Genomic DNA, 21,885 nt, shown 5'->3' with positions numbered 1-21,885 from the left:
TGTTTTCATAGACAAAGGTGAAGCATAAAGGGAGACTCGAAAAATGGGCAAGCGAATTCGGCTTAAGTTAAAACAAATAAACCCCTTTCCTTCCGTACCTGAGGAAGTGAAAAAAGCGGTAATCCCTTATAAAAAAGAAGGGGAAAAAGAAAATATTGTAACTGAAAGGGCTATTATATCCGGAACGATATATCATTGTGCGATTTTTTACCGAGGAAGATTTGATCCTGATGAAGAATGCGAAGGATACCTTATCATTCGGGAGGACGGATCGGTTCCGCCGTTTTCAGAGGCGAAAAGGCCGCTGAATTAAACAATATCCTAAAAGAAGAGGAGGAAAAAGAAACGAGAAGAGTGAAAGAAAAAGCCCAGGAAATGGAGGATCAATATCAATAAAAAGAAGTAAGTGGAGAATGTATTGTTGAAGGGTGATGGTCCTGGAATCTCCCCTCACCTATTCAAGAACATGAACAGGGGAATGGGGCAGTCATTCAGCCAAACAAAACGGTTTCCGGTGAACTGGTTTGATTGAAAAGGGAGATGGGGATGAGAACAGCGTTATTTTGTGTACTCATTGCGTGTCTGTTTTTTAGCGGCGGCTGTTCCCTGATTTCCTCGGAAAAAAATCTTGTTGACAGATTGGTTGAGGATTTTAAGAATCTCACAGGGCCTCCTGAAGAAGAAAAGCAAGAGGTAAAAAAGAAAGCGGAGCAATATTTGAAGGAGCGATACGGCGAGGAATTTTATGTGGATGATCTCCAATACATTTGGGTATCGGATCGTTGGATCATGAGAGGACATCTAAAAAACGAAAAGGAATGGGACTTTGAGGTTTCAGAGGATCATGGTCAATTTGACGATTACTATTTTACAGTCCGTTTGTCCAGAGATGCGGAAGCAGAATTTAGACCACAAATTGAGAAGGCATTTGATTCGCTTATCAATTGGGAAACGTCGGTGAGTGTGCCTGATGAGATAGAGGACCGATATGCAAAATCCATTCCCAGCTATCGGGAGCTTCGTCAAAAGACGAAGAGATATCATCAAACCATAAGAATTGCCTTGGCCACTTCTTTGACAAAAGAGAACCAGGAGCAGGAATTGGAGGAAGTATACCGGTTGGTGTCGTACCTGAATCAGAACGATATACAGGCAGAACTTGAGATATTCTACTATGATCCTTCCATCAGAGAAAGTGGCATTAAAAAAGTGGATTTCAGAGATCGGATAGATTATGAGAAGTTCCTGACCGCCAAGATAGAGATTGATGATGTTTTGCAGATAGAGAAGGAGAACGATTTGAAAAATCATCTGAGGTTCGTAAGCAAATAACGTTTGGTAACCATAGCAGGGATGGAAAGGTTGAAAAACCATCTGAGGCGATTGACAAACCCAGCGGAAAATCGCTGGGTTTGTTTACGAATTTGAAGAGCACATGGCTTTGAAGAGTGCATGGCAGTGGCCCTTCTTTTGGCCCCCATCCACTTCCAGAGGAGCGATGCGGTTCCCTTGAGGTTTGAGAGGCACGGCTCTGTGGCTCAGGCGATGAGCCTTCAATTATCCACACGATTGATAGCTGTTCTGGATATCAGGGATGTCGAAAAAAGATATAGCGTACCGGGAAATGGCTACATTTCAAAAACGGCCGGTTTTTACAGTTCGGCTCTTTAATTGTTTATATGGATGGTCCGAACCAGAGAAGATGCGCGGGATTCATTAGACAATATCCCTGTGAATTGCCCTCCGGCGGGGGAGATTCTCGGACTTCTCTCCTCCGATGGCGGCCAGGCGGACAAAAACCGCTTGTGCATCCTCCGCTAATTTGTCCGCAGGCCTCGCAGTTTGATGGAAATCGTCCGTCATACGGGTCTGGCTAAAGAGCATCGTGCATCAACATATGGTTTTACTGCGGTCGGCGGAGTCTGGTTCGATGAATATTGGAAAAACGGGGTACGCCTTGAGAAGGGAGGTGACGGATCGCCTTCATGATCTGTTTTCAATGGGTTCAGGAGAAGGTACGTCTAAATTCCATAAATTAACTTCATTTGACAATTTCGACTTTATCTGATCGACTTGAATCAAGAGGGACAATGTTACACAATGTATGACAAAACAAACTTTACAAAGGATGCAGTTTAGTAGGAAGGCGGGATGCCTCTTGAAATTGATCGTGAAACTGATCGCGGGAATCGTCGCAGGCATACTGCTCGGAATGACCCAGATCGAGTGGATTGTGCGACTGGCGGTCACGGTGAAAGACTTGTTTGGCGGATTCATCAATTTCATCGTTCCGCTGATCATTTTGTTCTTTATCGCTTCCGGAATTTCCAAATTGGGCAAGGAATCCGGAAAATTGTTGGGAGCCACTGTCGGTGCCGCCTATGTGTCCACCCTGCTGGCCGGGATTTTGGCCTTTCTCGTGGCTTCCTTCATCATGCCCTATATCGCCTCCGGGGGGTCTGTCCCGGAGGAAGGGGAAGGGATCAAGGGCTTTCTCGATCTTGAGATCGAACCCTTGATGGGCGTCCTTACGGCGCTGATTTGCGCTTTTGTTTTTGGGATCGGCATGACGAGGGTGAAGAGCGACAGCCTGATGAAGGTCTTCGATGAGGGGAAGTCCGTCATCGAATTGACCATCTCCAAAGTGGTCATCCCGATCCTGCCCTTTTACATCGCGGGGATTTTTGCGGAATTGGCCGCGTCCGGGACCGTTTTCCACACCCTGAAGGTTTTTGGAATCGTTCTCATCGTCGCGGTGCTGCTGCACTGGGTGTGGCTCCTGGTCCTGTATACCGCAGCGGGTCTGTACAACCGGAAAAATCCCTTTGTCCTGCTCAAGAACATGTTGCCGGCCTTCTTCACGGCGATCGGGACGATGAGCAGCGCGGCTACCATCCCTGTTACGCTGAGGCAGACCAAGGCGAATCAGGTGAGTGAAGAAGTCGCCAACTTCAGCATTCCCCTTTGTGCCACCATCCATCTTTCCGGGAGCACGATCACGATCACGAGCTGTTCCGTGGCCGTGATGGCGGTTCTCAGCGGCTACAGCGTTCCGGGCTTTTTGGAAATGCTGCCCTTCATCCTGATGCTGGGGGTGATCATGGTTGCCGCGCCGGGGGTTCCGGGCGGAGCGGTGATGGCGGCGACGGGAATCCTGGCTTCGATGCTCGGCTTTGACAAGGAGGCCATTGGCCTGATGATCGCCCTGTACATGGCCCAGGACAGTTTTGGAACCGCCACCAATGTGACCGGCGACGGAGCGATCGCCCTGATGCTGGACAAGTACATGTCCTCCAAAAAATGATTCCGATGGATTTTCTCCCTCCTCCTGTCGTGAGGAGGGTTTTTTGCTTGGGCTCCTCCGGATCGGCCTGGTTTCTGCTTGATCCGCAGCCTGCGGGGTTCCCGAAAAGATGGAAGGAAATTTTCGGTCTCCTTTCGAAAATATAGTGGGAACGGATCTTTTCATTTATTCATCAAATCATCAAAATGGAGGAAGGGATGATGCATTTTTTGAAGTTTTGGATCGCGGTGATTTCCTTTGCTCTCGTCGTCGCCGGCTGCTCGGGTCAGGAGGATCGTTCCGCCGAAGCCGGAGAGAAGAAGGTCGTTTCCCAAAAATCGGATCAGGAGACGGCCGGCTCCGACGAAGAGGCGGACAAGGAAACGGGAGATGACGAGGGTTCGGGAGGTTATGAAGGCCCGGGACCGTATGAGGGTCCGGGACCATACAAAGGCCCGGGGCCGTATCAGGGTCCGGGGCCATATAAAGGTCCGGGACCGTATCAGGGCCCGGGACCATATAAAGGCCCGGGACCGTATGAGGGTCCGGGACCATACAAAGGCCCGGGACCATATCAAGGGCCTGGGCCATACAAAGGCCCGGGACCTTACAAGGGTCCGGGCGGGTATAAACCTCCCAAACCGTCCAGTTCGGGAGTGTCGGTTTTCCAGGCCGACGAAGACCGCACGATCATCCGCGTGCAGGAAAAGATTCTTTTCGACTTCGATTCCAGCCGATTGCGTTCGGAGGCGTATCCCATCCTGAAGGACATCGCCGAATCCCTGAAGAATGCGAAGGGTTACGAGATGATCATCTACGGCCATACGGACAGCAAAGGAAGCGATGAATACAATTTGAAGCTTTCCCAGCGGCGGGCGGAGGCGGTTCGGAAGGCACTGGTCGAGCGGTACGGAGTTTCCCCCGAAATCTTGAGTGCCGAGGGGCTTGGCGAAAAGTATCCCGTGGCACCCAACGATACGGAGGCCAACCGGCAGAAAAACCGCCGCGTGGAGTTTGTCGTTCAGCCGAAGGGGAGCTGAGCGGGAAACGAAACCGCGTGGACGTGTCCGCACGAAGGGCACATCCACGCGGTTTTTGGTTTGACGGTTCCTTTTGGAATCGTAGGGCTGCGCTCCTCTTCGCGAAGGAGATGCGCGGGGTTCACCCGGTAAATGGGAACAGGTTTCAAAGCGAGGGGCGGCCGCGCCATCCGTCACCGCGCTCCTCGAGGACCAATCGGTTCCCCGGCGGCGGAAAGTTTTGGCTTACCAAGGAATGCGTTTTGATATGGCAGGTTCTTCTCACTAAAAGGAACGGTGCGAATCCCGAGCTGTCGCGGTTTCCGGAAAGCGGATCGGTCCTGCTTCGAAAGGCCCCTTTACGCCGCTGCCTTTGTGCGGAGGTCCGCTCACCGGAGACGGTTCAATCCTTGATTTCTGGTCAACAGATAGATGAAGTAGGGGGCTCCGATCAGGGAGACGACGACGCCGGCGGGGATGCCGTCGGGATCGACGGCATTTCGGCCGATGGTGTCCGCCAGAAGAAGCAGCCAGCCGCCGAGCAGAATGCAGATCGGCAGGTACAGCTGCGCCCGGTGTCCGATCATGACCTTGGCCAGGTGCGGCGCCATCAGGCCGACAAAGGCGATCCCTCCCGTCACCGAGGTGCCCGCCGCCGCCAGGGCGACGGCGGCCAGAAGAAGGAGGAGGCGTTCCCGCTGGGTCCTCACCCCCAAACCGATGGCCAGGGCTTCATCCAGGCTGAGCAGATTCATCTGGTTCATCTTGTACATGGTGAAGGGAACCAGGAGGATCAGCCAGGGAAGGACCGCCAGGATGAAGGCCCAGTCGGTTCCCCAAACGGTTCCGGCCAGCCACTTGGCGACGAAGTCCACCTTTTGCTCCTCCGCCGAAGACATGAGGAGGACCATCCCCCCGGAGAGGGCGGCGGAAAAGCCCACCCCGACCAGGACGAGGCGGATCGGATGCAGCCCCGTTTTCCGGTCGTAGGCGGTGATGTAGATGAGGGCGGATGTCGCGAGGGCTCCCGCGAAGGCGATGCAGGGGATGAGGTAGGCGAAATTCCCCACATCGAGGGGAGCGAACAGGAAATAGACGGTGATGGCCATGCCGGCGCCGGAGTTGATGCCGATGATTCCGGGGTCGGCCAGATCGTTTTGGGTGATCGCCTGCAGGATCGCCCCGGACAGGGCCAGGGCCATGCCCGTGAGCAGGGTGATCAGGATGCGGGGGAGGCGGAGGGAAAAAAGGATGAATTCCTCCTTGAAGGTGCCCTTCCCGATCAGCGTGGGAATGAGGCGATCGTAGGAAAGGGAAGCGTAGCCGAGCCCCAGACTGACCGCGATGGTGATGAGAATGAGTGCAAACAGCGCGATGATCAACCATCTTTGCCTGCGACGAACCGAAAGCGGAATCATGAGAACGCTCGACCGCCTTTACGAACGATGATGAGAAAGAAGGGCAGACCCAGGACGGCGACCACGGCGATGATCGGTGTTTCGAAGGGAGCGTTGACCGTCCGCGCCAGGGTGTCGGCCAAAAGCATGAAGGTGGCTCCGATGAGGGCGGAGATCGGGATGATGAAGCGGTAGTCCGGCCCCACGATGGCGCGCGCGATATGGGGGACCAGCAGGCCGACAAACACCAGATTTCCCGCCAGGGCAACGGCGGCGCCCGCCAGCAGGATCGTGATCAAGAAGAGAATCGCCTTGATCTGCTCGATCCTCTGGCCGAGGCCGACGGCCACTTCTTCGCTGAGACTGAGAACAGTCAGCTGGCGCGAAAAGAGGATGGCCCCCAGGATTCCGATCAGCACTACCGGCGAGACCCACAAAAGGTGGTTCCAGGTGGTGCCGATCAATCCCCCCGCGGTCCACATCGTCACACTCTTCGACACTTTGAAAATCAGGGAAATCCCGTCGGAAACGGCATAAAAAAAGGTGGATACGGCCGCTCCCGCCAGGACGAGGCGAAAGGGGGAGAGGCCGCCCCTTTGCATTTTGCCGATCCCGAAGACGGTGAGGGAACCGATTCCGGCTCCGACAAAGCAGGCGACCATGATTCCGAAAAAGTTGAGATCGGAAAAAAACGCCATGGCCATCGCCAGGGCGGCGTTGGCCCCCGCGGTGAGACCGAGCAGTCCCGGGTCTCCCAGGGGATTGCGGCTGATGCCCTGAATGATGGCGCCCGACACGGCCAAGGCCGCTCCCACCAGGGCGGCCGCCACTTCCCGGGGGAAGCGGATTTCGCGCAGGGTGTCCATTTTTTCGCCGGATTCAGTAAAGGTGAGCGCGAGCCAAACGTCCCGCAGGGAGGTTTCCGCCGCGCCGAAGGCGATTGAGCCGAAAAAGGCAAGAGCGAGCAGCAGGAAAAAAAGCGCGAGCTGGATCGGAAAGGGAAGGGCTGGTCGATTCATGCAGGTTTCGGCTCCCCCTGTGTCAGAATAAAAACGGGGAAGATGCATCCGGCGGATGCATCATTGCCCGAGGAATTTTTCTTTGAAGAATTCCAGCTGATAGTCCAGCGTGTCCGGATCGTTGAACTGGAACGCCTTGGCGTCGGCCACGAAGGCCCGTCCCTCCTTCACGGCGGGCAAGTTTTTGTAGGTTTTTGTTTCCATGTAGGAGTTGTCGGTGTCGTCAAATTTGCTGACGATGAGATAATCCCCCACAAACTCCGGAAGCATCTCCGCCGAGATGGCATAATAGCCCGGTTTCAGCGCCTTCTCCTTCACCTTTTTCGGCATCTTCAGCCCCATGGCCTGATACAGGACCTCGGTGCCGCGTCCCCAGTTTTCCCCGTAGACATAGATTTGTTTTTCAAAGCTTTCGATGACCGTGACGGTGGCATCCTCACCGATTTTCGCCTTGATCTTTTCGCCGGTTTCCTTGGCCCGCTTCTTGAAGTCCTCCACCCATTGAACCGCTTCCTCTTCCTTGCCCAGCAGTTTTCCGATCTCGATGAACTGTTCCAAATAGTCCAGTTTGCCGTAGGTGTAGGTGACGGTGGGAGCAATTTCATTCAATTTGTCCTGATTTTTCATGGTGGAGAGGCCGATGATCAGATCCGGGTTCAGCTCGATGATTTTCTCCAGGTTTTCCTCGGATACCACCGGAACATCCTTCAGCTGTTTTTCCCAGCGGGGGTTCATTTTGGTCCACTGGTCGACGCCAACGGGCTTGATGCCCAGGGACAGGACATGGCCGGCGTAGGGATGGAGGGCGATCACCCGCTTCGGCTCGGCGGGCACTTCGACGGCTCCCTTTTCAGACTGGTACGTTCTCGTCTTCGATGCGTCCGTGGACTTTTCCGGTTCCTGCGACGGATTCCCGCAGGCGCTGGCGAATATCAAGCAAATCAGCAGAAGAGGACTGAGCCACTTTTTCATCCTGATCCACTTCTCCTTTGATCAAATTGTAGGTGAGGCAGACCGGCTTTCCGGTCCGGGGGTCCCGGCTGATCACCGCATCGATCTGGAACACCTCGCGCAGCACTTCGGGGTTGATCACTTCTTCACAAGAGCCCGCTTTGACGATGCGCCCCTGTTTCATCGCGATGATGTAGTCGGCAAAGCGGGCGGCGTGATTCAGATCGTGCAGCACGATGACGATCGTCCGCCCCTCTTTTCGGTTCAAGTCCTGGAGCAGTTCCATAATCTCCAGCTGATGGGCCAGATCCAGATAGGTGGTGGGTTCGTCCAGGAAAATGATGTCGGTTTCCTGGGCCAGGGCCATCGCGATCCACACCCGCTGGCGCTGTCCCCCCGACAGCCGATCGACGGGGTGATGCTTAAATTCGGCTGTGCCGGTCATCTCCAGGGCCCAATCGATCACTTCCAAGTCCCGCTTGGTCAGCCTTCCGAACCCTTTCTGATACGGAAAACGGCCGTAGGAGACGAGTTCGGCGACGGTCAGCCCTCTGGTTCCCTCCGGCGTTTGCGGCAAAATCGCCATTTTTTGGGCGACCGCTTTGGTGCTCTGGCGCGCGATGTCCTTGCCGTCCAGCAGGACGGAGCCCGATTGCGGCGAAATGATGCGCGTCATCGCCTTGAGGAGCGTTGACTTCCCGCAGCCGTTGGGTCCGATGATCGTGGTGATCTGACGGTCCGGAATCGTGATGTTCAAGTCCTGTACGATGAGGCGATCGCCGTATCCGATGTGCAAATCCTTTGCGCACAGGCGATGCATCTATGCCCCCACCCTTCGCGTGGCACCCGGGATATTTGTCGGAAGACATGTGATAATGATTCTCAATTTCGAGATCACTATATCAGGTCGCCGGGGTCCTGTCAACCGATTTTGTGGAGCGAAAAAAGCCCGGGGCGGTGCGGGTTGAAGGGCTTTCACCAGCCGGCGAATCCTGTTTTGAAACCGGTTGCCCTGGCGTGGAAATTCCATATCTGACGCCCTATTGATTAATAAAATGGACCGGTTTCTCATTGCAATTTTCCTGAACATGTAAATCGGATCCGTTTAGTCTTTGCACAAGGGATTTGGAACAACGGCGAGTATTGGATAATATTGGGAAATTCATTTGAACGGGAAGGAAATCCTTTGGGGTTTATTGAAAATATTTTGTGTCATCCCATTCCTTTCATGCACTGCCATCGTCGGGATGTCCAGGTTGCAATTGCACCAGCTGCTCAGACGAAGGCTTTTTTGATTTCCGCTCTTTTTTGCGAGGGGTGAATGAACCCGGGAGAAGGGGGCTGACGACAAGGATAAAGGCGGCCGGTGAACCCGGTCGGCTCTGTGGGCGGGGTTTCCCAGGACATACGGAGAAAGGGTGAGGGAGAAACATGGGCAAGCGATTTGCCAAAGGACTGGTGATCGGCGTGCTGCTGGCCGCTTTTTTGACAGCCGGTTGCTCGTCGGAGGGAGAAGAGCCTGAGGGAAAGGGTGAAAAAAAGGAAGTAGCCGGGGTGGAGCCCATGGAGACGCCAAAGAAGGCGGAGGCTCCGAAACCGATGCCGACGCCGAAGCCGATGCCGACGCCGAAGCCGATGCCGACGCCGAAGCCGATGCCGACACCGAAACCGATGCCCACTCCAAAACCGATGCCTGTACCGCAACCCATCGATTTGCCCGGTGGGGTGGAGATCAAGCAGGATGAGGATCGGGCCCTGATCCGGATTCCGGAAAAGATCCTTTTTGATTTTGATTCCAGCAAACTGCGGTCGGAGGCATATCCGGTGCTGGAGAAGATCGCGGAGTCGCTGAAGGAGGACGGGGGGAAAGAGTTCAAGGTTCTCATCAAGGGTCATACGGACAGCAAGGGAAGCGACGCCTACAACATGAAATTGTCCCAGCGCCGGGCGGAGGCGGTGAGAAAGGCGCTGGTCGACCGGTTCGGCGTGCCGGCGTCGATGCTGACGGCGAAGGGCTACGGGGAAAGGGAGCCGCTGGTTCCCAACGACACGGAGTCCAACCGGCAGAAGAACCGGCGGGTGGAGTTTGTGGTTGAGCCGAAATAGGGGGTGGCGGGGCGGAATCGCTTCCGCCCCGTGGTGCGGACAAGCCGCGTGGGGGGGATGTCTCCTCCCAAGCCACGCGGTTTTTTTGCTGAAACAGGGCGCGGGGCGAGGACAGCGAAGGTACGGGAAAAGACCCTTCCTTTTCAGGTGGGATGATATGTTATGGATGGGAGGAGGGAGTATTCATGGTCGATCGGCTGAATGATTGGTTGGGACAATGGTTGGATCGCCATCCCAACTTCTTTTCGTGTTTTGGGGGGCGGGGCTTCCCGTGTTTATCCTCACTTTGATTTTACTGGCCATTGAAACCACCAATCCGTCTCCTTACTGTGAATTGACCGATGAGGGCATCTACTACGATCATAAAGGAAGCAAGCTTTATTCCTGGGAGGAAATCGATCATGTAAAACTGCTTCCAGGTCGAATCCGGGATCGTTTCGGACTGTTCTACTCCTTTTCTTTATCCGGGAACGAATGCGAATTCAGGTTTTACGATATCGATGAGATCAAGACGGTGGAGCGCCTCGTTGAGGAAAACGGGATGAACCTGCAGGTGGTCCCCCTGACAGAAGAAGACCTCACAAGCATCAGACAATCCTATTCCTCCGATGAAGCGGAATATGTGATCGGGCTTTTTTCCCGCTGAGATGAAACCCTTGACGGAGAAACAAAGGGATTTCGAAAGGGAGAAGATCATGCAAATCACCGATTGCCTTTATGGTTGCTTTGAAGTGGAAGGGGTGCTGGCCGATCTGATCCGGTCGGCTCCCCTTCAGCGCTTGAAGCGGATTCATCAGGGAGGTGCCGGCTATCTGGTCAGGCCGGAGTGGAATGGGACGAGGTACGAGCATTCGGTGGGTGTGATGTTGCTCATCCGTCGGTTGGGCGGCAGTCTGGAGGAGCAGATTGCGGGGCTTGTGCACGATGTGGGCCATACGGCCTTCTCCCACGTGGTGGATTACGTGTACGGCGAGGGGGAGGAAAATCTGCATGAACGGTGGCATCGCCGAATTTTGCGGGAGTCGGAGATCTCCGCCATCCTGCAAAAGCACGGCTTCCATCCGGAATCGATTTTTTCCGGAAAATGGCCTCTGCTGGAGAAACCCCTTCCCGACCTGTCGGCCGACCGGATCGACTACACCTTGCGGGATCGGGTACGGTACGGCGGTCTTTCCCTTTCCGAGGTGAAACGCTTCCTGGATGACCTGTCGGTCGGACCGGAAGGGATCGGCGTTTCTTCGGCGGAGATGGCGGAGTGGTTTGTGGACCGGTATGTGGAGGAAGTGATCGATTTTTTTCTCGATCCCCTCAACGCGTATGCCCAACTGACGCTGGCCGAGGCGATCCGGCGCAGTCTGAATATCGGAGCGCTGTGTTTCGACGATTGGTTCCTGGACGACGAACAGATGATCCAAAAGATGCGTTCCGGCGGCGATGCGAAAGTAAGGGCCCTTTTGGATCGCCTCCATGAAGGGGTCCGGGTGGAGGAAAGCGAACAGGCTGCCGATTTTCATTTCCGCAGCAAACCCCGGATGGTCGACCCTTTGATTTACCGATCCGACAAGAGCGGCCGTTCGCCCGGCACGGCGGTGCGGGCCTCGGCGGTGTCGGAACGGGTGCGGGAGAAAATCGAATATGCCCGGAGGCGGAGCCTCCGGGGCGTCTACATCCGGGTGGCGGAGTGATTTGCCCGGGAAACGGGGAGGAAATCACCTCGCCGCCGGGGAAGGAGCCGCGGATTCCGCCGATTCCGCTTCCGCCTCGGCTTTCCCCTTCTCCAGGTCGATGAACAACAGGATGACAATGCCCGCCAGAAAGAAGAGGGCCAGGGAGACGATGCCCGCCCGGCTGGTGCCGGTCAGCTGTCCGACGAGGCCGAAAAGGAAGGGGCCGAAGATGGAGGCGAATTTGCCTGTAAGGCCGTAAAAGCCGAAAAACTCCGCATTTTTTCCGGACGGGACGAGCCGGCTGAAGATGGAGCGGGCCAGGGCCTGGCTGCCCCCTTGGACGAAGCCGACCAGGATGGCCAACAGGTAGAAATGAAGGGCGGTCTTCATGAAATAACCGAGAGTGACAATGATCAAATAAATCACCAGCGTGGTGATCAGCGTGCGCATCGCGCCGACGCGCTCCGCCACCTTTCCGAACAGCAGGGTGCAGGGAATGCCCACGAACTGGGTGATCAGCAGGGCGGCGATCAGATCCGTCTGACCGATGCCGATTTCCCGGCCGTAGATGGTGGCCATTTTGATGATCGTGTTGATGCCGTCGCTGAAAAACCAGAAGGCGATCAGGAACTTCAAAAGTTCCGGATAACGCCGGATTCGCCGCAGCGTCCGGCCGACGGTCCGGAATCCTTCGGCCACGATCCCCGGCGCCATCCGGTCCGGGCGGATGCCAAGGTCCCGGTCGCGGACATGGCGGAACAGGGGCAGGGAAAAGAGAAACCACCACAGGCCCACGCTGACGAAGGCCAGCCGGGTGGCGGCGAGGGTGTCGGACAGCAGAAAGGCTTCGGGAAACTGGATCATCGCCAGATTGACGGCCAAAAGCAGACCGCCGCCGATGTAGCCGAAGGCGAAGCCCTTGGAGGAAACCATGTCCTGCTTCTCTTCCGGAACCAGTTCGGGCAGGAAGGCGTCGTAGAACACGTTTCCCCCGGAAAAGGCCAGGGTTCCCAGAATGACCAGGACGGAGGCAAACAGCCATTCCCCCTCGTCGATCCAGGCCATCGCCACCGTGGAGCCAACGCCCATCAGCGTGAAAAAGAGAAGAAAATTCCGCTTGGATCGGGTGGCATCGGCGATGGCCCCCAGGACGGGAGAGAGCAGAAACACAAAGGCGAGGGCGATGGACTGGGTGTAGCCCCAGTACGCGGTCGCCGTGGCGGGAGCCAGGTTTTTTCCGGCCACGTCAGCGTAATAGATGGGCATCACCGCGGCCATGATGGTCGTGGCGAAGGCGGAGTTGGCCCAGTCGTACATGATCCAGCCGCGGACGGCACGTTTGTTCACATTCAGTCCTCCTTCGAAGGCGTGGGATTGCGGGCGGGGGCGGCGTCGGAAAAGCGGGTTGTTCGGGTTCAACGCTTGCGAATCCGCCTCACGGAAAGATTCGCCGCCAAAAGCTTCTTTTCCTTGCGGGAAGCGGGTCAAGGGGGATGTCGAAGAATGCCTTTCGTGGTAGAATGGGAGGAGACGAAGGAGGTTTCCGTCGCAAAAAAATAACGGTGGATATAAAAAGCATCGGAAGGCGATGCCCGGGGGATTTTGCGGGGTGAATGAGGAGATGGTCATCAAGGAAACCGGCGAAAAAATCGGAGGGAAGTACCGGGTGATGGAGGCATTCCCCTTTGTGGAGGGAGTGCTCTATTATGCGGAGGAAGAGGGGGGCGATTTTTCCCGCACCCGCTTCGTTCACGCCATCGGCGGCTTGTCCCGTGTCGATGCGGATGAGCTCAAAAGGAATCGTCACGAAGATATCCTTTTTCCCCTCCAGGAGGCGTTTGTCGAGGGAGGCGTCCTGTACCAGGTCTTTTACCGGTTGGAAGGAACTTTGCTTGCGCACAGCCTTGAAAAGGACGGGCCCCTTCCCCTCGACGAGGCGCTGTGGATTCTCCACGGGGTGTCGCTCCATTTGCTTCGCCTGTATGAGCAAGGCCAGTTTGCCGTGGTCCATCCGCAAAACATCCTGATCACCTCCGGAAAGGCCATCCGCTTCATCTACGGTGGTCCCCTGGCGCTCCTGCCGCACCCGGCCGGAGGCGGGGAAGCGGAGGAAAGCCTCGCCCGGTGCCGTTCCGCCGACACCTTCGCCCTCGGAGCCCTGAGCTATGCCCTCCTCACCGGAAGGCGGCTTACATCCCAAGCCCCGAATCCGGCGCCCATCCGCTCGTTCCGATCCGACGTGTCCCCGGTGTTGGAGAAGTGGGTGATGCGCGCTTGTTCCCTCGACCCGGCCGCGCGGCCCCCTTTGGCGAGGATGTCTGAAATTTTCCAAAGGACGGCGGCGGCGTTGTCGGTCCAATATTGATTGCGCGCGCCGGGTTTTTGATTCGCGGCTTGGGTTTGCCTGACAACATCGGCGAAAGGAGGATGGACGGCCCTTCCCCTTCAGGGGATTTCCGCCGTTGAGCGATCCTATGAAGATGAAGCAGTCGGGGGATTGGATCGGCTATACATATCGGGTACTGGATGCCTTCCCTTTTGTTCAAGGGGTTTTGTACTATTCGGCGGTGGAGAGCGGAGACTGGGGGGCGGATCGGGGGGAGCTCCAGCCGACGCGCTTCATTTTGGCGGTCGGGAAGCCGGAAAAGGATGCCCGCATGCTTTCCAGGGATGACGCAGCCTTTTTCCCGGTGGAGGAAGCGTTCGTCGATGAGGGTGTGCTGTATTGGGTGTTTCGCCCCTTGTCGGGAAATCTGCTGGCCCATCGCCTGGTTCAGTCCGGCTCCCTTCCGATCGGGGAAGTTCGAAGGCTGCTGTCGGCGGTGTTCAGTCACGCCCGTCGCCTGGCCCCAAAGGGGGAGTATGCGGTTGTCGACCCCCTCAACATCCTGGAGACGACGGAGGGGAACATCCGCTTTTTGTACGGGGGAGCGTCCGGCGGCCTGCCCGGCCTTGAGATCCCGGATGTGGAAAAACACTGGGTTTTCGGCATCGCTTGCCTGGCCTTCCGGCTGCTGACCGGTCAATCGCCGCCGGAGGGCGCTGCGATTCCGCCGCTTCGCCGCTATCGGGGGGATATCCCCGCCGTGTGGGACGGGGCGATTCGGCAGGCCCTCGCCTCCGATCCCGCGGCGCGGCCGTCCCTCGCCCAGCTGGAGGCCGGTTTGTTGAAGGCATCCGGCGAAGCGGGGGGTGTTCCGCAGGAGCACGGGCCCGCATTCGCGAAACCGGCGAAGGGGAACTTCCCTTCTCCTGCCGTGCCCGGGACTGCCGCCGGAAAGGATGCGGAAAGGCGGTCTCCGTCCGTCACCCCTTTCCCGGCCGGGGCGGATCGGATTCCGGGGCCCGGGGGCGTCCGGAGAGGAGCGGCCCCCGTTCCGGGAGCGGAAAAGGCGGCGGGGACCGGCCTGGTTCCCGAGGGGAGAAAGTCTCCCTATCCCGTTTCCGGGGAACCCCCGCCCTCCGGTTCAAGCGATTCCCGGCCCTTCTGGAAATCCAAGGGGTTGTTGGCGGCGCTGGTTGCGTGTATCGTGGTGCTCGCCGGGCTGGGAGGCTATCACTGGCTCTTTGCCGATAAAGATCCCGCCGATGCAAAATCCTCGGCGGTCTTTGATCCGGATGTGGAGGAGGATCCCGAACAGGCGGCGGAATGGTACCGTCAATCCGTGGAAGCCAAGAAAAACAAGCAGATAGCTCAGGCCACCCTGATGGGGAGGAAGGCGGTCAGCGCCGATCCCGGCAAGCGCGAATATTATGTTCATCTGGCGGAACTTTATCAGATGATGGGGGATTATCAGAGCGCCATCCTCCTCCTCCAAGAAGGGGTCAAGCGATTCCCGGACGACGCGGAACTTCATGATTTGCTGGCTTTGTACGCCTATCACGTCAAAGATCTGAAAACCGCCGAATCGGCGAGCGATCGGTCGGTGCAGCTGGAACCGGACAATCCCACCTACTTGTATCACCGGGGCAAAATTTTCATTGCCCGGAAAGATCTGAGGACCGCGGCCGAATTGATCGGGGAGGCCGTGAAGAGGGACTCGGACAACGCCGTGTATCACCATGATTTGGCCGTCATTCTGTTTCGCCTCGGCGAGATCGACCGGTCGATCGAACATGCGGAAAAAGCGGTTCAGCTCAATGATTCCAATGAAAAATACCGGATGACCCTCGGTCTGGCCCATCTGAAAAAGCGGGAGCTTCTGGAGAAGGATTCCAGCCTCTCCGCCAAAGAGAAGAAAGAAAAGCAGCGGGCCTTGGCCAAAAAGGCCTATGAGAGCTTTCAGGCGGCCACCAAGCTGAATGATCGCTATTCCCAGGCTTACTATTACGAAGCGATGAGCCGTTTCTACTACGGTGACCTCGAAAAAGCGAAACAGGCGGTGGAGCGGGCCATCGTTCTGGACTCCGACCGGGCCTCTTACCATTATCAGCTGGCGGTGATCCTGACGGCCCAGGGCAAAAAGTCCGAGGCGATCAAGGCGCTGGAGAAGGCGGTGAAGCTGGAACCGGGCAACGACCGCTACAAGAAGGCCCTTGCCAAGTTGAAATCGAATTGACTCGGGGGAATAAGATTTCCCCGGGAGGAAACCCTGCATACAGCGGAGAAGAGAAGGATAACGCTTTTTCAAGGGGTGACAGGACATGGACAAATACCGGGTGCGCATCGAGTTCTGCATGGCTTGAAACTACGCTCCCTATGCCGCCCGTGTGGCGGAGGAGTTGTTCAACGAGTTTCGCGGGCAGATCGGGGAAATGATCCTGGTTCCCTCCAGCGGCGGAGTCTTCGAGGTGGATGTGGACGGAAAGCGGATCTTTTCCAAAAAGGAGCTCGGTCGCCATGCCGAAGAGGGGGAAGTCGCCCGCTTGATGAAAGAGGCGGTGGGCAAGTAACGCCGGCGATCGGCCGGCAGTGAAGGGAAAGGGGTTTTCCGCCGAAACCGGCTGACGGGTCGAGGCGGAAAGCCCTTTCTTTTATCCCCAAAATTTTTTGCCGCACTCTTCCCCTTTTCCGGGGCATACCGGCCGGACGAAGGGGTGATTGCCGGCCGCACCTTGAATTCATGGGGTGAGCGCGGGTCCCCACCGCGCTGTCGATGTGCGGCGGGAGGTTTGTTCAGGCATCCGGCGCCCGCGGGGAGCGGAACATTGGGCCGGAGCGGCCGAAGCGCATTGTCGGCCGCGCGGCGGCCTTCATTTTCATCGGGGTCCTATTGGGGGAATGCTGGAGGATCTGTTCCGTTTTTCCGGTTGACTTTTTTCCGCCGAACGTGTAACATGATAGATGCGTGCGAAACGAATACATGGGGCTGTAGCTCAGCTGGGAGAGCGCCTCGTTCGCAACGAGGAGGTCGGCGGTTCGAGCCCGCTCAGCTCCACCAATGAAAACCCTTGGTCACAAGGGTTTTTTTGTTTATAAGTCTCACGCGCGGTCTTTCTTTGCTTGGGCGGCAGGAGGGGGCCGCGTTTGCGGACGGATGAGATTCATCATTTTTTTGATTGTTTGAATCCGCCTCAAGAGGGTATCATGAACGTGAGCGATCCCGATGAAAAAAAGGGAATGGAGGCTGTTTTTGTCGAAGGTCTCCCCGTGGCACATGAAGGGGAGCCAAAACAGAGCATACCGGGAGGACGATGGTTTGAACGACGAAAATCGTTCGAAAGGGAGACGGAACGGCTGGAAATGGGCGGGAGGCCTGGCCGCCCTTCTGCTCAGCTTGGGGGGAAAATTGAAGTTTATACTGCCCCTGTTGAAATTGGGGAAGGCCGGAGGAACGCTGATCAGCATGCTGGTGTCGGTGGGCGCCTACGCTCTGGTCTTTCCGTGGACGATGGCGATCGGCCTGGTGATCATGATCTTCATCCACGAAATGGGTCACGTTCTGGCGGCCCGCCGAAAGGGACTGGACGTGTCGGCGCCGGCCTTCATCCCCTTTGTCGGGGCCTTGATCACCCTGAAGAAGCAGCCCCGGGATGCGGTGACCGAGGCGTTCGTCGCCTATGCCGGCCCTCTGGTCGGCACTCTGGGGGCCGTTGCGTGTTACGCCCTGGCGGTGGTGACGGATTATCTCCCCTTCTATGCCATCGCGGCGATCGGGTTTTTGATCAATCTCTTCAACCTGTTGCCGATTCATCCCCTCGACGGGGGTAGGATCGTGACGGCCATCTCCCGCTGGCTGTGGGCTGTGGGCCTGGTGGTGGGCCTCATTCTCGTCCTTTATACCTTCAGTCCGCTTCTTTTTCTGGTTTGGCTGATTTTCGCCTGGCAGCTTTGGGAATTCTATGTCGCCCGCCGCAGGGGGAAACAAAACAAGGTGACCGGCGTGATCAAGGTGGATGTGGAGCGCCGCTCCTTTGAGGAGGCGGGCCTCTTGGTTCCGGGAGAGGAGCATCGCCGGGACTTGCCCTTTTCCCTCTTCTGCGATGTGGCGACGAGGGAGCACCGCCTCGAGATCGCTTATCCGGGACTGGGCGTCATCCACACCGCCACGGGATTTGGGGGAACTGTCGAACGGGTCCGGCTGGTTCGAACCCAACCCGCCGGGACGGACGGGGAGAAGGTCCGCCTCCATCTGCTGGTGGATTACATCCCGTCCTCCGAGGAGAGTCCCGGCCTGCTGAAGAGCGAAGAGTATTATTCGGTGCCTCCCCTGACCCGTGTCGGTTACGGCATCGCCTATTTCGGCTTGGCCGCCTTCCTCATTTTCATGTTGGCCGTGCTCGGGCAGGCGCCCCTGCAGTCTCCCGCCGCGGTGCAGGGATAAAGAAAAGCGGGTCCCGCACAGGACCCGCTTTTCTTGTTTCATTGGGGATTGGCCTGCGGTTTGCCGCCCGCGCCGCCGAAGGTCGTCGGCGCAGCGGCGTCGGTTTCCTTCGCTTTCCGCTCCTTGGCCCGTTCCTGCTCCACCCAGAGGAAGAAATTGTAGCCCAGGGCGATGCCGTAGGAGATCTCCTGGATGATTTTCATCAAGACGCCGCCCAGCTGTTGGTCCTCCAGAGGCGGCAGGATCGGCGCCAGTGCGGAGCCCTCTTTGTACAGGGCAAACATGGGGCTGTCGGAGAAGATGATCAGGGCGCAGGCGGGGGTGAGCAGGGCGCCGCCGGCAAAGATGTAGACGAGCCTTTTCCAGCTCCTCAAACGGTCCAGCTCCTCCACCGGCGCGGTGATGGGCCACCAGAAGAACAAGGCGGCGATTCCGAGGAGAATATGGACGACGGCGTGCAGCCACTGGTCTCCCATGACGGCGTCGAAGACCCGCGGAACGTGATAGATGGAGAGCAGCCCGTTGAACACGAAGAGGGCCACGATCGGGCGCGTGAAGAGGGAAACCGCCGGTTTTGCGCCGGGGATGCGGAAGAGAGCGCGGAACATCCAGTCCGGAATGCCCTGCAGGAAAAAGGGCGGCAGGACCAGGTACAAAAGCGACATCTGCAACATGTGGAAGCTGAACAGTTCATGGGCCAGCAGGTCCAGCGGGCTGCCCAGTGTGAAATAGAGGAGCAGCAAACCGCTCAAAAACCAAATTTTCTTGCCGGGACGGACGGGCGTCGATCCCGGGAACAGCCGGCGCAGGGGACCGACGAGGAGGAGATAAGTGGCCCCCACCAGAACCGTCAGCAGGTTCCCCGGCAGGTTCCAGTTGGCCGGATAACGAAACAATTGCATCAGTTCTTCAAATCCCACGGAGTAACTCCCTCCTTTCGGGGGACGGGCGTTCGATGGCCCCGCTTCTTATGGCCATTGTTGGCGATTGATGATGAAAAAATTCGGACGGGAAAAGACGGTGCGGCTTTTCCGTCCGGATTTCTCTGGGCCGTCCTTCATTTTCCGAGCATTTCCTTGACGTCTTGCACGATCTCATCGTCGTCCAGCTTGATTCCGTTGTAGATCTTCCGAATCTTTCCGGACTGATCGACGAGATAAAATTGGGTGCCGTGGATGACCTGATCCGATTCGGGATCCATCTGGACATCCGCTTTGAAGGTTTCCCGCGACAACTTTTGGACCTTCTCGAAGGGATAGCCCGTGAGGAAATGCCAGTTGGAGAAATCCACGTCGTGCTGCTCGGCGAACTTGTGGATCGCCTTTTGATCGTCCCGCTCCGGATCGACGCTGAAGGAAACGATCTCCACATCCAGCCCTTCAAATTTCAGCCGCTTCTGGAGGAGCGCCATGTTGGCCGTCATCGGGGGACAGACGGTGTTGCAATTGGTGAAGACGAAATCGGCGAGCCACACCTTGCCCTTCAGATCGGACAGCTTGAAGGGCTTTCCGTCCTGGTCCACCGCTTCGAACTCCGGAACCTCCCACGCGATCTCCGCTTCGCTTTCCGGGTTCTCACTGGAGGCGGCGGGACCTCCGCCGGGGAAACAATTGGCGACGTCCAACGCCTTCCATATGAGAACAGCCGCGAAGAGACCGATTCCGCCGAACCATGCGATCCGCTTCAACTGTTTGCGGCGGTCTTTCATCGGATGCCTCTCCCTTCCCTTATTGCGAAGGATCCTGGCGGATCCGACGTTCCGTCCTTTTTGGCCGGTTTGGAAATGTTTCGCCCGGCTCTCTCTTATGATATCACACAACGGGAAGGAACCGGCCGAAAGACAAAAAACCGTCACTTTCCGATCAGAGAAGTGACGGTTTTTTGTCCGAAGGGGGAAAACCCCCGGCGCCAATTCATCCGCTCCGCTTCAGTTTTCCGGTCCGCATCGCGTACCGTTCGGCGACGGAAAAAATCCACAGTCCAAGGGGGATGAGGATCGCTCCCAAACCGAGGAGCAGCAGGAGATCGGGAAGCAGTTCGGGCACTCCCGCCCCCTTCAGCAGGGCGGCCCGGGCCGCCTCGAGGGCGTAGGTTCCCGGTGATACGAGGGACAGAGGCTGGAGCCAGTCGGGAAGGACCGACACCGGGTAGTAGATGCCGGAGACCAACAGGATCACTCCCTGAATGATGTGGGTTGCCTGCGTTCCCCGCTCGGGGGAGAGAAGGGGCAGCACGGCGGCGATCAGCCCCAGGCCCATGAAGGCGGGACCGGCGGCGGCGACTGCCGCCAGGGCGCCCAGCAGGTTGGCCTGCTGAAGGGGCAGGTCGAAAAAGAAGGCGACGGCGATCAGGACGGCGATGGTCCGCACGAGGCCGTAAAGGATGGCGAAGAGGCAGGTTCCGAACAGATGGGTGATCCTGCGGATCGGGGCCATGAAGGTGTACTCGATCGTCCCCTCCCACCGCTCCCAGGTGATGGTGTTGGCCACTTCCTCGAAAAGGACCGCCATGAATCCCCAGCAGAGGGCGCCGATCACCAGGAAGAGGACGGTCTCTCCCCGGGCTTCGGGCTCTGCGGTGTATCCGATCAATCCGATGGTCAAGGTGTTGATGATGTTATAGAAGAGGAAAACCACCTCCCAGGCGAGATACCGCCTGACGAGGCGAAAACTGCGTTCGACGAAGGCGACCAAGGCGCCCAGTTCATTCATCGTCTTCATCGGCCAGTGCATCCTCCCATTCCATTCCGGTACATCGGAAAAAGACTTCCTCCATCGTGGAGGCTCCGGTCTGTCGTTTCAGCCCTTCCGGAGTGTCCAGGGCGATCAGCGATCCCTTGCTGATGATGGCGATGCGATCGCACAGCTTTTCCGCTTCGTCCATGTCGTGGCTGGTCAGAATCATCGTGGTTTGGCCGCTCTTTTTCACCTCCAGCAGGAACTCCTGGACGTCCCGCTTCGATTTGGGATCCAGTCCGGTGGTCGGCTCGTCCAGAAGCACCAGTTCCGGATCGGTCATCAGGGCCCGGGCGATCGCCACCTTTTGCTGCATCCCCCGGGAGAGGTTTTCCAGGGGCACGCGGGATTTCCGTTCCGATATCCCCAGCCGCCGCAGGATTTTCAGCGCCCGCCGCTCCCCCTCCTCGGCGGACAGGCCGTAGAGGCGCGCGGTGTAGCGAAGGTTTTCCACGGAGGACAACTTCTTGAAAAAGGAGGCCTCCACCGACACCCGGTTGATGCGGCGGCGCACCTCATGCTGGTGCCGGACCACATCCTTGCCGAACACCGTAAGCTTCCCCTCGTCGGGGAAGAGGAGGGTGGCGATCAGGCGGATCATGGTCGATTTTCCGGACCCGTTCGAGCCGAGGAGACCGAAGATCTCCCCCCGGTAAACCCGGAAAGAGACCTGATTCACCGCCCGGATCAACCGGCGTTCGCCGAGAAACAGGTTGCGCCAGGAGCGGCTTCCCTCCACGGGTTCGTAGAAGTGTTTGGACACGTCTTGGCAATCGATCACCACCTCTTTGTCGGACGGCACGGTTTCGGTCCGGGGCGAAGAGGGCATTTCCAGGGTTTGCGTCATGCTTCACCTCTCCTTTTCGACAAAAAAAACCACAGGCGACGGCCTGTGGTGCGGCGACCGAGATACGCGGAACTCCCAATGAAGGCAACACAGGCCG

At 57.4% G+C, this 21,885-nt stretch carries 20 protein-coding genes and 1 tRNA gene; 12 read left to right on the top strand and 9 right to left on the bottom strand.

Annotation, left to right across the window (positions count from 1 at the left end; genetic code table 11):
* Positions 1 to 43 precede the first annotated feature (43 nt).
* From BM063_RS17310 to BM063_RS12460, 4 genes are all read left to right on the top strand, one after another.
* Positions 44 to 313 carry a hypothetical protein gene (locus BM063_RS17310; RefSeq protein WP_143085345.1) on the top strand — a complete coding sequence of 90 codons (270 nt, stop codon included), beginning with the start codon at positions 44 to 46 and terminating at the stop codon, positions 311 to 313.
* 233 nt (positions 314 to 546) lie between these two features.
* Entirely contained in the window at positions 547 to 1,332 is a 786-nt protein-coding gene (locus BM063_RS12475; protein ID WP_092039500.1) for a hypothetical protein, read from the top strand.
* A gap of 826 nt (positions 1,333 to 2,158) precedes the next feature.
* Positions 2,159 to 3,304, top strand: coding sequence for a dicarboxylate/amino acid:cation symporter (locus BM063_RS12470; protein WP_092039498.1), 1,146 nt, complete (start codon positions 2,159 to 2,161; stop codon positions 3,302 to 3,304).
* Positions 3,305 to 3,939: 635 nt separating this feature from the next.
* Positions 3,940 to 4,323 carry an OmpA family protein gene (locus BM063_RS12460; RefSeq protein ID WP_092039494.1) on the top strand — a complete coding sequence of 128 codons (384 nt, stop codon included), beginning with the start codon at positions 3,940 to 3,942 and terminating at the stop codon, positions 4,321 to 4,323.
* Positions 4,324 to 4,691: 368 nt separating this feature from the next.
* Here the strand turns inward: BM063_RS12460 and BM063_RS12455 are convergent, their stop codons facing one another.
* Genes BM063_RS12455 through BM063_RS12440 form a run of 4 tightly spaced genes read right to left on the bottom strand, consistent with a single transcriptional unit; the run spans position 4,692 to position 8,489 of the window.
* Positions 4,692 to 5,720, bottom strand: a complete 1,029-nt coding sequence (locus BM063_RS12455) for a FecCD family ABC transporter permease (protein ID WP_092039492.1) — start codon at positions 5,718 to 5,720, stop codon at positions 4,692 to 4,694.
* Positions 5,717 to 6,718: a FecCD family ABC transporter permease gene (locus BM063_RS12450; protein WP_092039490.1), complete on the bottom strand. Its 1,002-nt coding sequence runs from the start codon at positions 6,716 to 6,718 to the stop codon at positions 5,717 to 5,719. The genes BM063_RS12455 and BM063_RS12450 overlap by 4 nt, the downstream gene beginning before the upstream one ends.
* A 60-nt stretch (positions 6,719 to 6,778) precedes the next feature.
* Positions 6,779 to 7,654 (bottom strand): iron-hydroxamate ABC transporter substrate-binding protein, encoded by an 876-nt coding sequence (locus BM063_RS12445; protein ID WP_245752262.1) that lies wholly within the window; start codon positions 7,652 to 7,654, stop codon positions 6,779 to 6,781.
* The gene (locus BM063_RS12440) at positions 7,569 to 8,489 is read right to left on the bottom strand and encodes an ABC transporter ATP-binding protein (protein WP_092039488.1); all 921 of its coding nucleotides are present in this window, start codon (positions 8,487 to 8,489) and stop codon (positions 7,569 to 7,571) included. The genes BM063_RS12445 and BM063_RS12440 overlap by 86 nt, the downstream gene beginning before the upstream one ends.
* A 611-nt stretch (positions 8,490 to 9,100) precedes the next feature.
* Here BM063_RS12440 and BM063_RS12430 point away from each other — a divergent pair.
* The 3 genes from BM063_RS12430 (at position 9,101) to BM063_RS12420 (ending at position 11,460) form a co-directional block, all read left to right on the top strand.
* Entirely contained in the window at positions 9,101 to 9,775 is a 675-nt protein-coding gene (locus tag BM063_RS12430; RefSeq protein WP_177199137.1) for an OmpA family protein, read from the top strand.
* A 271-nt stretch (positions 9,776 to 10,046) separates the two neighbouring features.
* Positions 10,047 to 10,421 carry a hypothetical protein gene (locus BM063_RS12425; protein ID WP_092039482.1) on the top strand — a complete coding sequence of 125 codons (375 nt, stop codon included), beginning with the start codon at positions 10,047 to 10,049 and terminating at the stop codon, positions 10,419 to 10,421.
* 49 nt (positions 10,422 to 10,470) lie between these two features.
* Positions 10,471 to 11,460: an HD domain-containing protein gene (locus BM063_RS12420; RefSeq protein WP_177199136.1), complete on the top strand. Its 990-nt coding sequence runs from the start codon at positions 10,471 to 10,473 to the stop codon at positions 11,458 to 11,460.
* Positions 11,461 to 11,484: 24 nt separating this feature from the next.
* Here BM063_RS12420 and BM063_RS12415 read toward each other — a convergent pair whose 3' ends face one another.
* A complete protein-coding gene (locus BM063_RS12415) occupies positions 11,485 to 13,071 on the bottom strand; it encodes an MFS transporter (protein ID WP_143085342.1) in 1,587 nt (528 codons plus the stop codon).
* On the opposite strand from BM063_RS12415, the gene BM063_RS12405 reads away from it, so the two are divergent.
* From BM063_RS12405 to BM063_RS12380, 5 genes are all read left to right on the top strand, one after another.
* Positions 13,052 to 13,807 (top strand): protein kinase family protein, encoded by a 756-nt coding sequence (locus BM063_RS12405; RefSeq protein ID WP_143085341.1) that lies wholly within the window; start codon positions 13,052 to 13,054, stop codon positions 13,805 to 13,807. The two genes, BM063_RS12415 and BM063_RS12405, sit on opposite strands and share 20 nt — an antisense overlap.
* A 97-nt stretch (positions 13,808 to 13,904) precedes the next feature.
* Positions 13,905 to 16,001 (top strand): tetratricopeptide repeat protein, encoded by a 2,097-nt coding sequence (locus tag BM063_RS12400; protein ID WP_143085340.1) that lies wholly within the window; start codon positions 13,905 to 13,907, stop codon positions 15,999 to 16,001.
* Positions 16,002 to 16,086: 85 nt separating this feature from the next.
* On the top strand, positions 16,087 to 16,335 hold the full coding sequence (locus tag BM063_RS12395) for a SelT/SelW/SelH family (seleno)protein (RefSeq protein WP_483878453.1): 249 nt from the start codon (positions 16,087 to 16,089) through the stop codon (positions 16,333 to 16,335).
* 412 nt (positions 16,336 to 16,747) lie between these two features.
* Positions 16,748 to 16,823, top strand: a tRNA-Ala gene (locus BM063_RS12385).
* Between the two features lie 258 nt (positions 16,824 to 17,081).
* Positions 17,082 to 18,206 (top strand): site-2 protease family protein, encoded by a 1,125-nt coding sequence (locus tag BM063_RS12380; protein WP_245752261.1) that lies wholly within the window; start codon positions 17,082 to 17,084, stop codon positions 18,204 to 18,206.
* Between the two features lie 38 nt (positions 18,207 to 18,244).
* On the opposite strand, the gene BM063_RS12375 is transcribed toward BM063_RS12380, so the two are convergent.
* From BM063_RS12375 to BM063_RS12360, 4 genes are all read right to left on the bottom strand, one after another.
* On the bottom strand, positions 18,245 to 19,126 hold the full coding sequence (locus tag BM063_RS12375; protein ID WP_092039466.1) for a cytochrome c oxidase assembly protein: 882 nt from the start codon (positions 19,124 to 19,126) through the stop codon (positions 18,245 to 18,247).
* Between the two features lie 137 nt (positions 19,127 to 19,263).
* Positions 19,264 to 19,914: an SCO family protein gene (locus tag BM063_RS12370; protein ID WP_143085339.1), complete on the bottom strand. Its 651-nt coding sequence runs from the start codon at positions 19,912 to 19,914 to the stop codon at positions 19,264 to 19,266.
* 205 nt (positions 19,915 to 20,119) lie between these two features.
* Entirely contained in the window at positions 20,120 to 20,926 is an 807-nt protein-coding gene (locus tag BM063_RS12365) for an ABC transporter permease (RefSeq protein WP_218154442.1), read from the bottom strand.
* The gene (locus BM063_RS12360) at positions 20,910 to 21,788 is read right to left on the bottom strand and encodes an ABC transporter ATP-binding protein (RefSeq protein ID WP_218154441.1); all 879 of its coding nucleotides are present in this window, start codon (positions 21,786 to 21,788) and stop codon (positions 20,910 to 20,912) included. The genes BM063_RS12365 and BM063_RS12360 overlap by 17 nt, the downstream gene beginning before the upstream one ends.
* Positions 21,789 to 21,885: the final 97 nt, after the last annotated feature.

This window comes from Planifilum fulgidum, assembly GCF_900113175.1.
Lineage (GTDB): Bacteria > Bacillota > Bacilli > Thermoactinomycetales > DSM-44946 > Planifilum > Planifilum fulgidum.
Note: the sequence above shows the minus strand (reverse complement) of the source record. Positions and strands in the feature narration are given on the sequence as shown.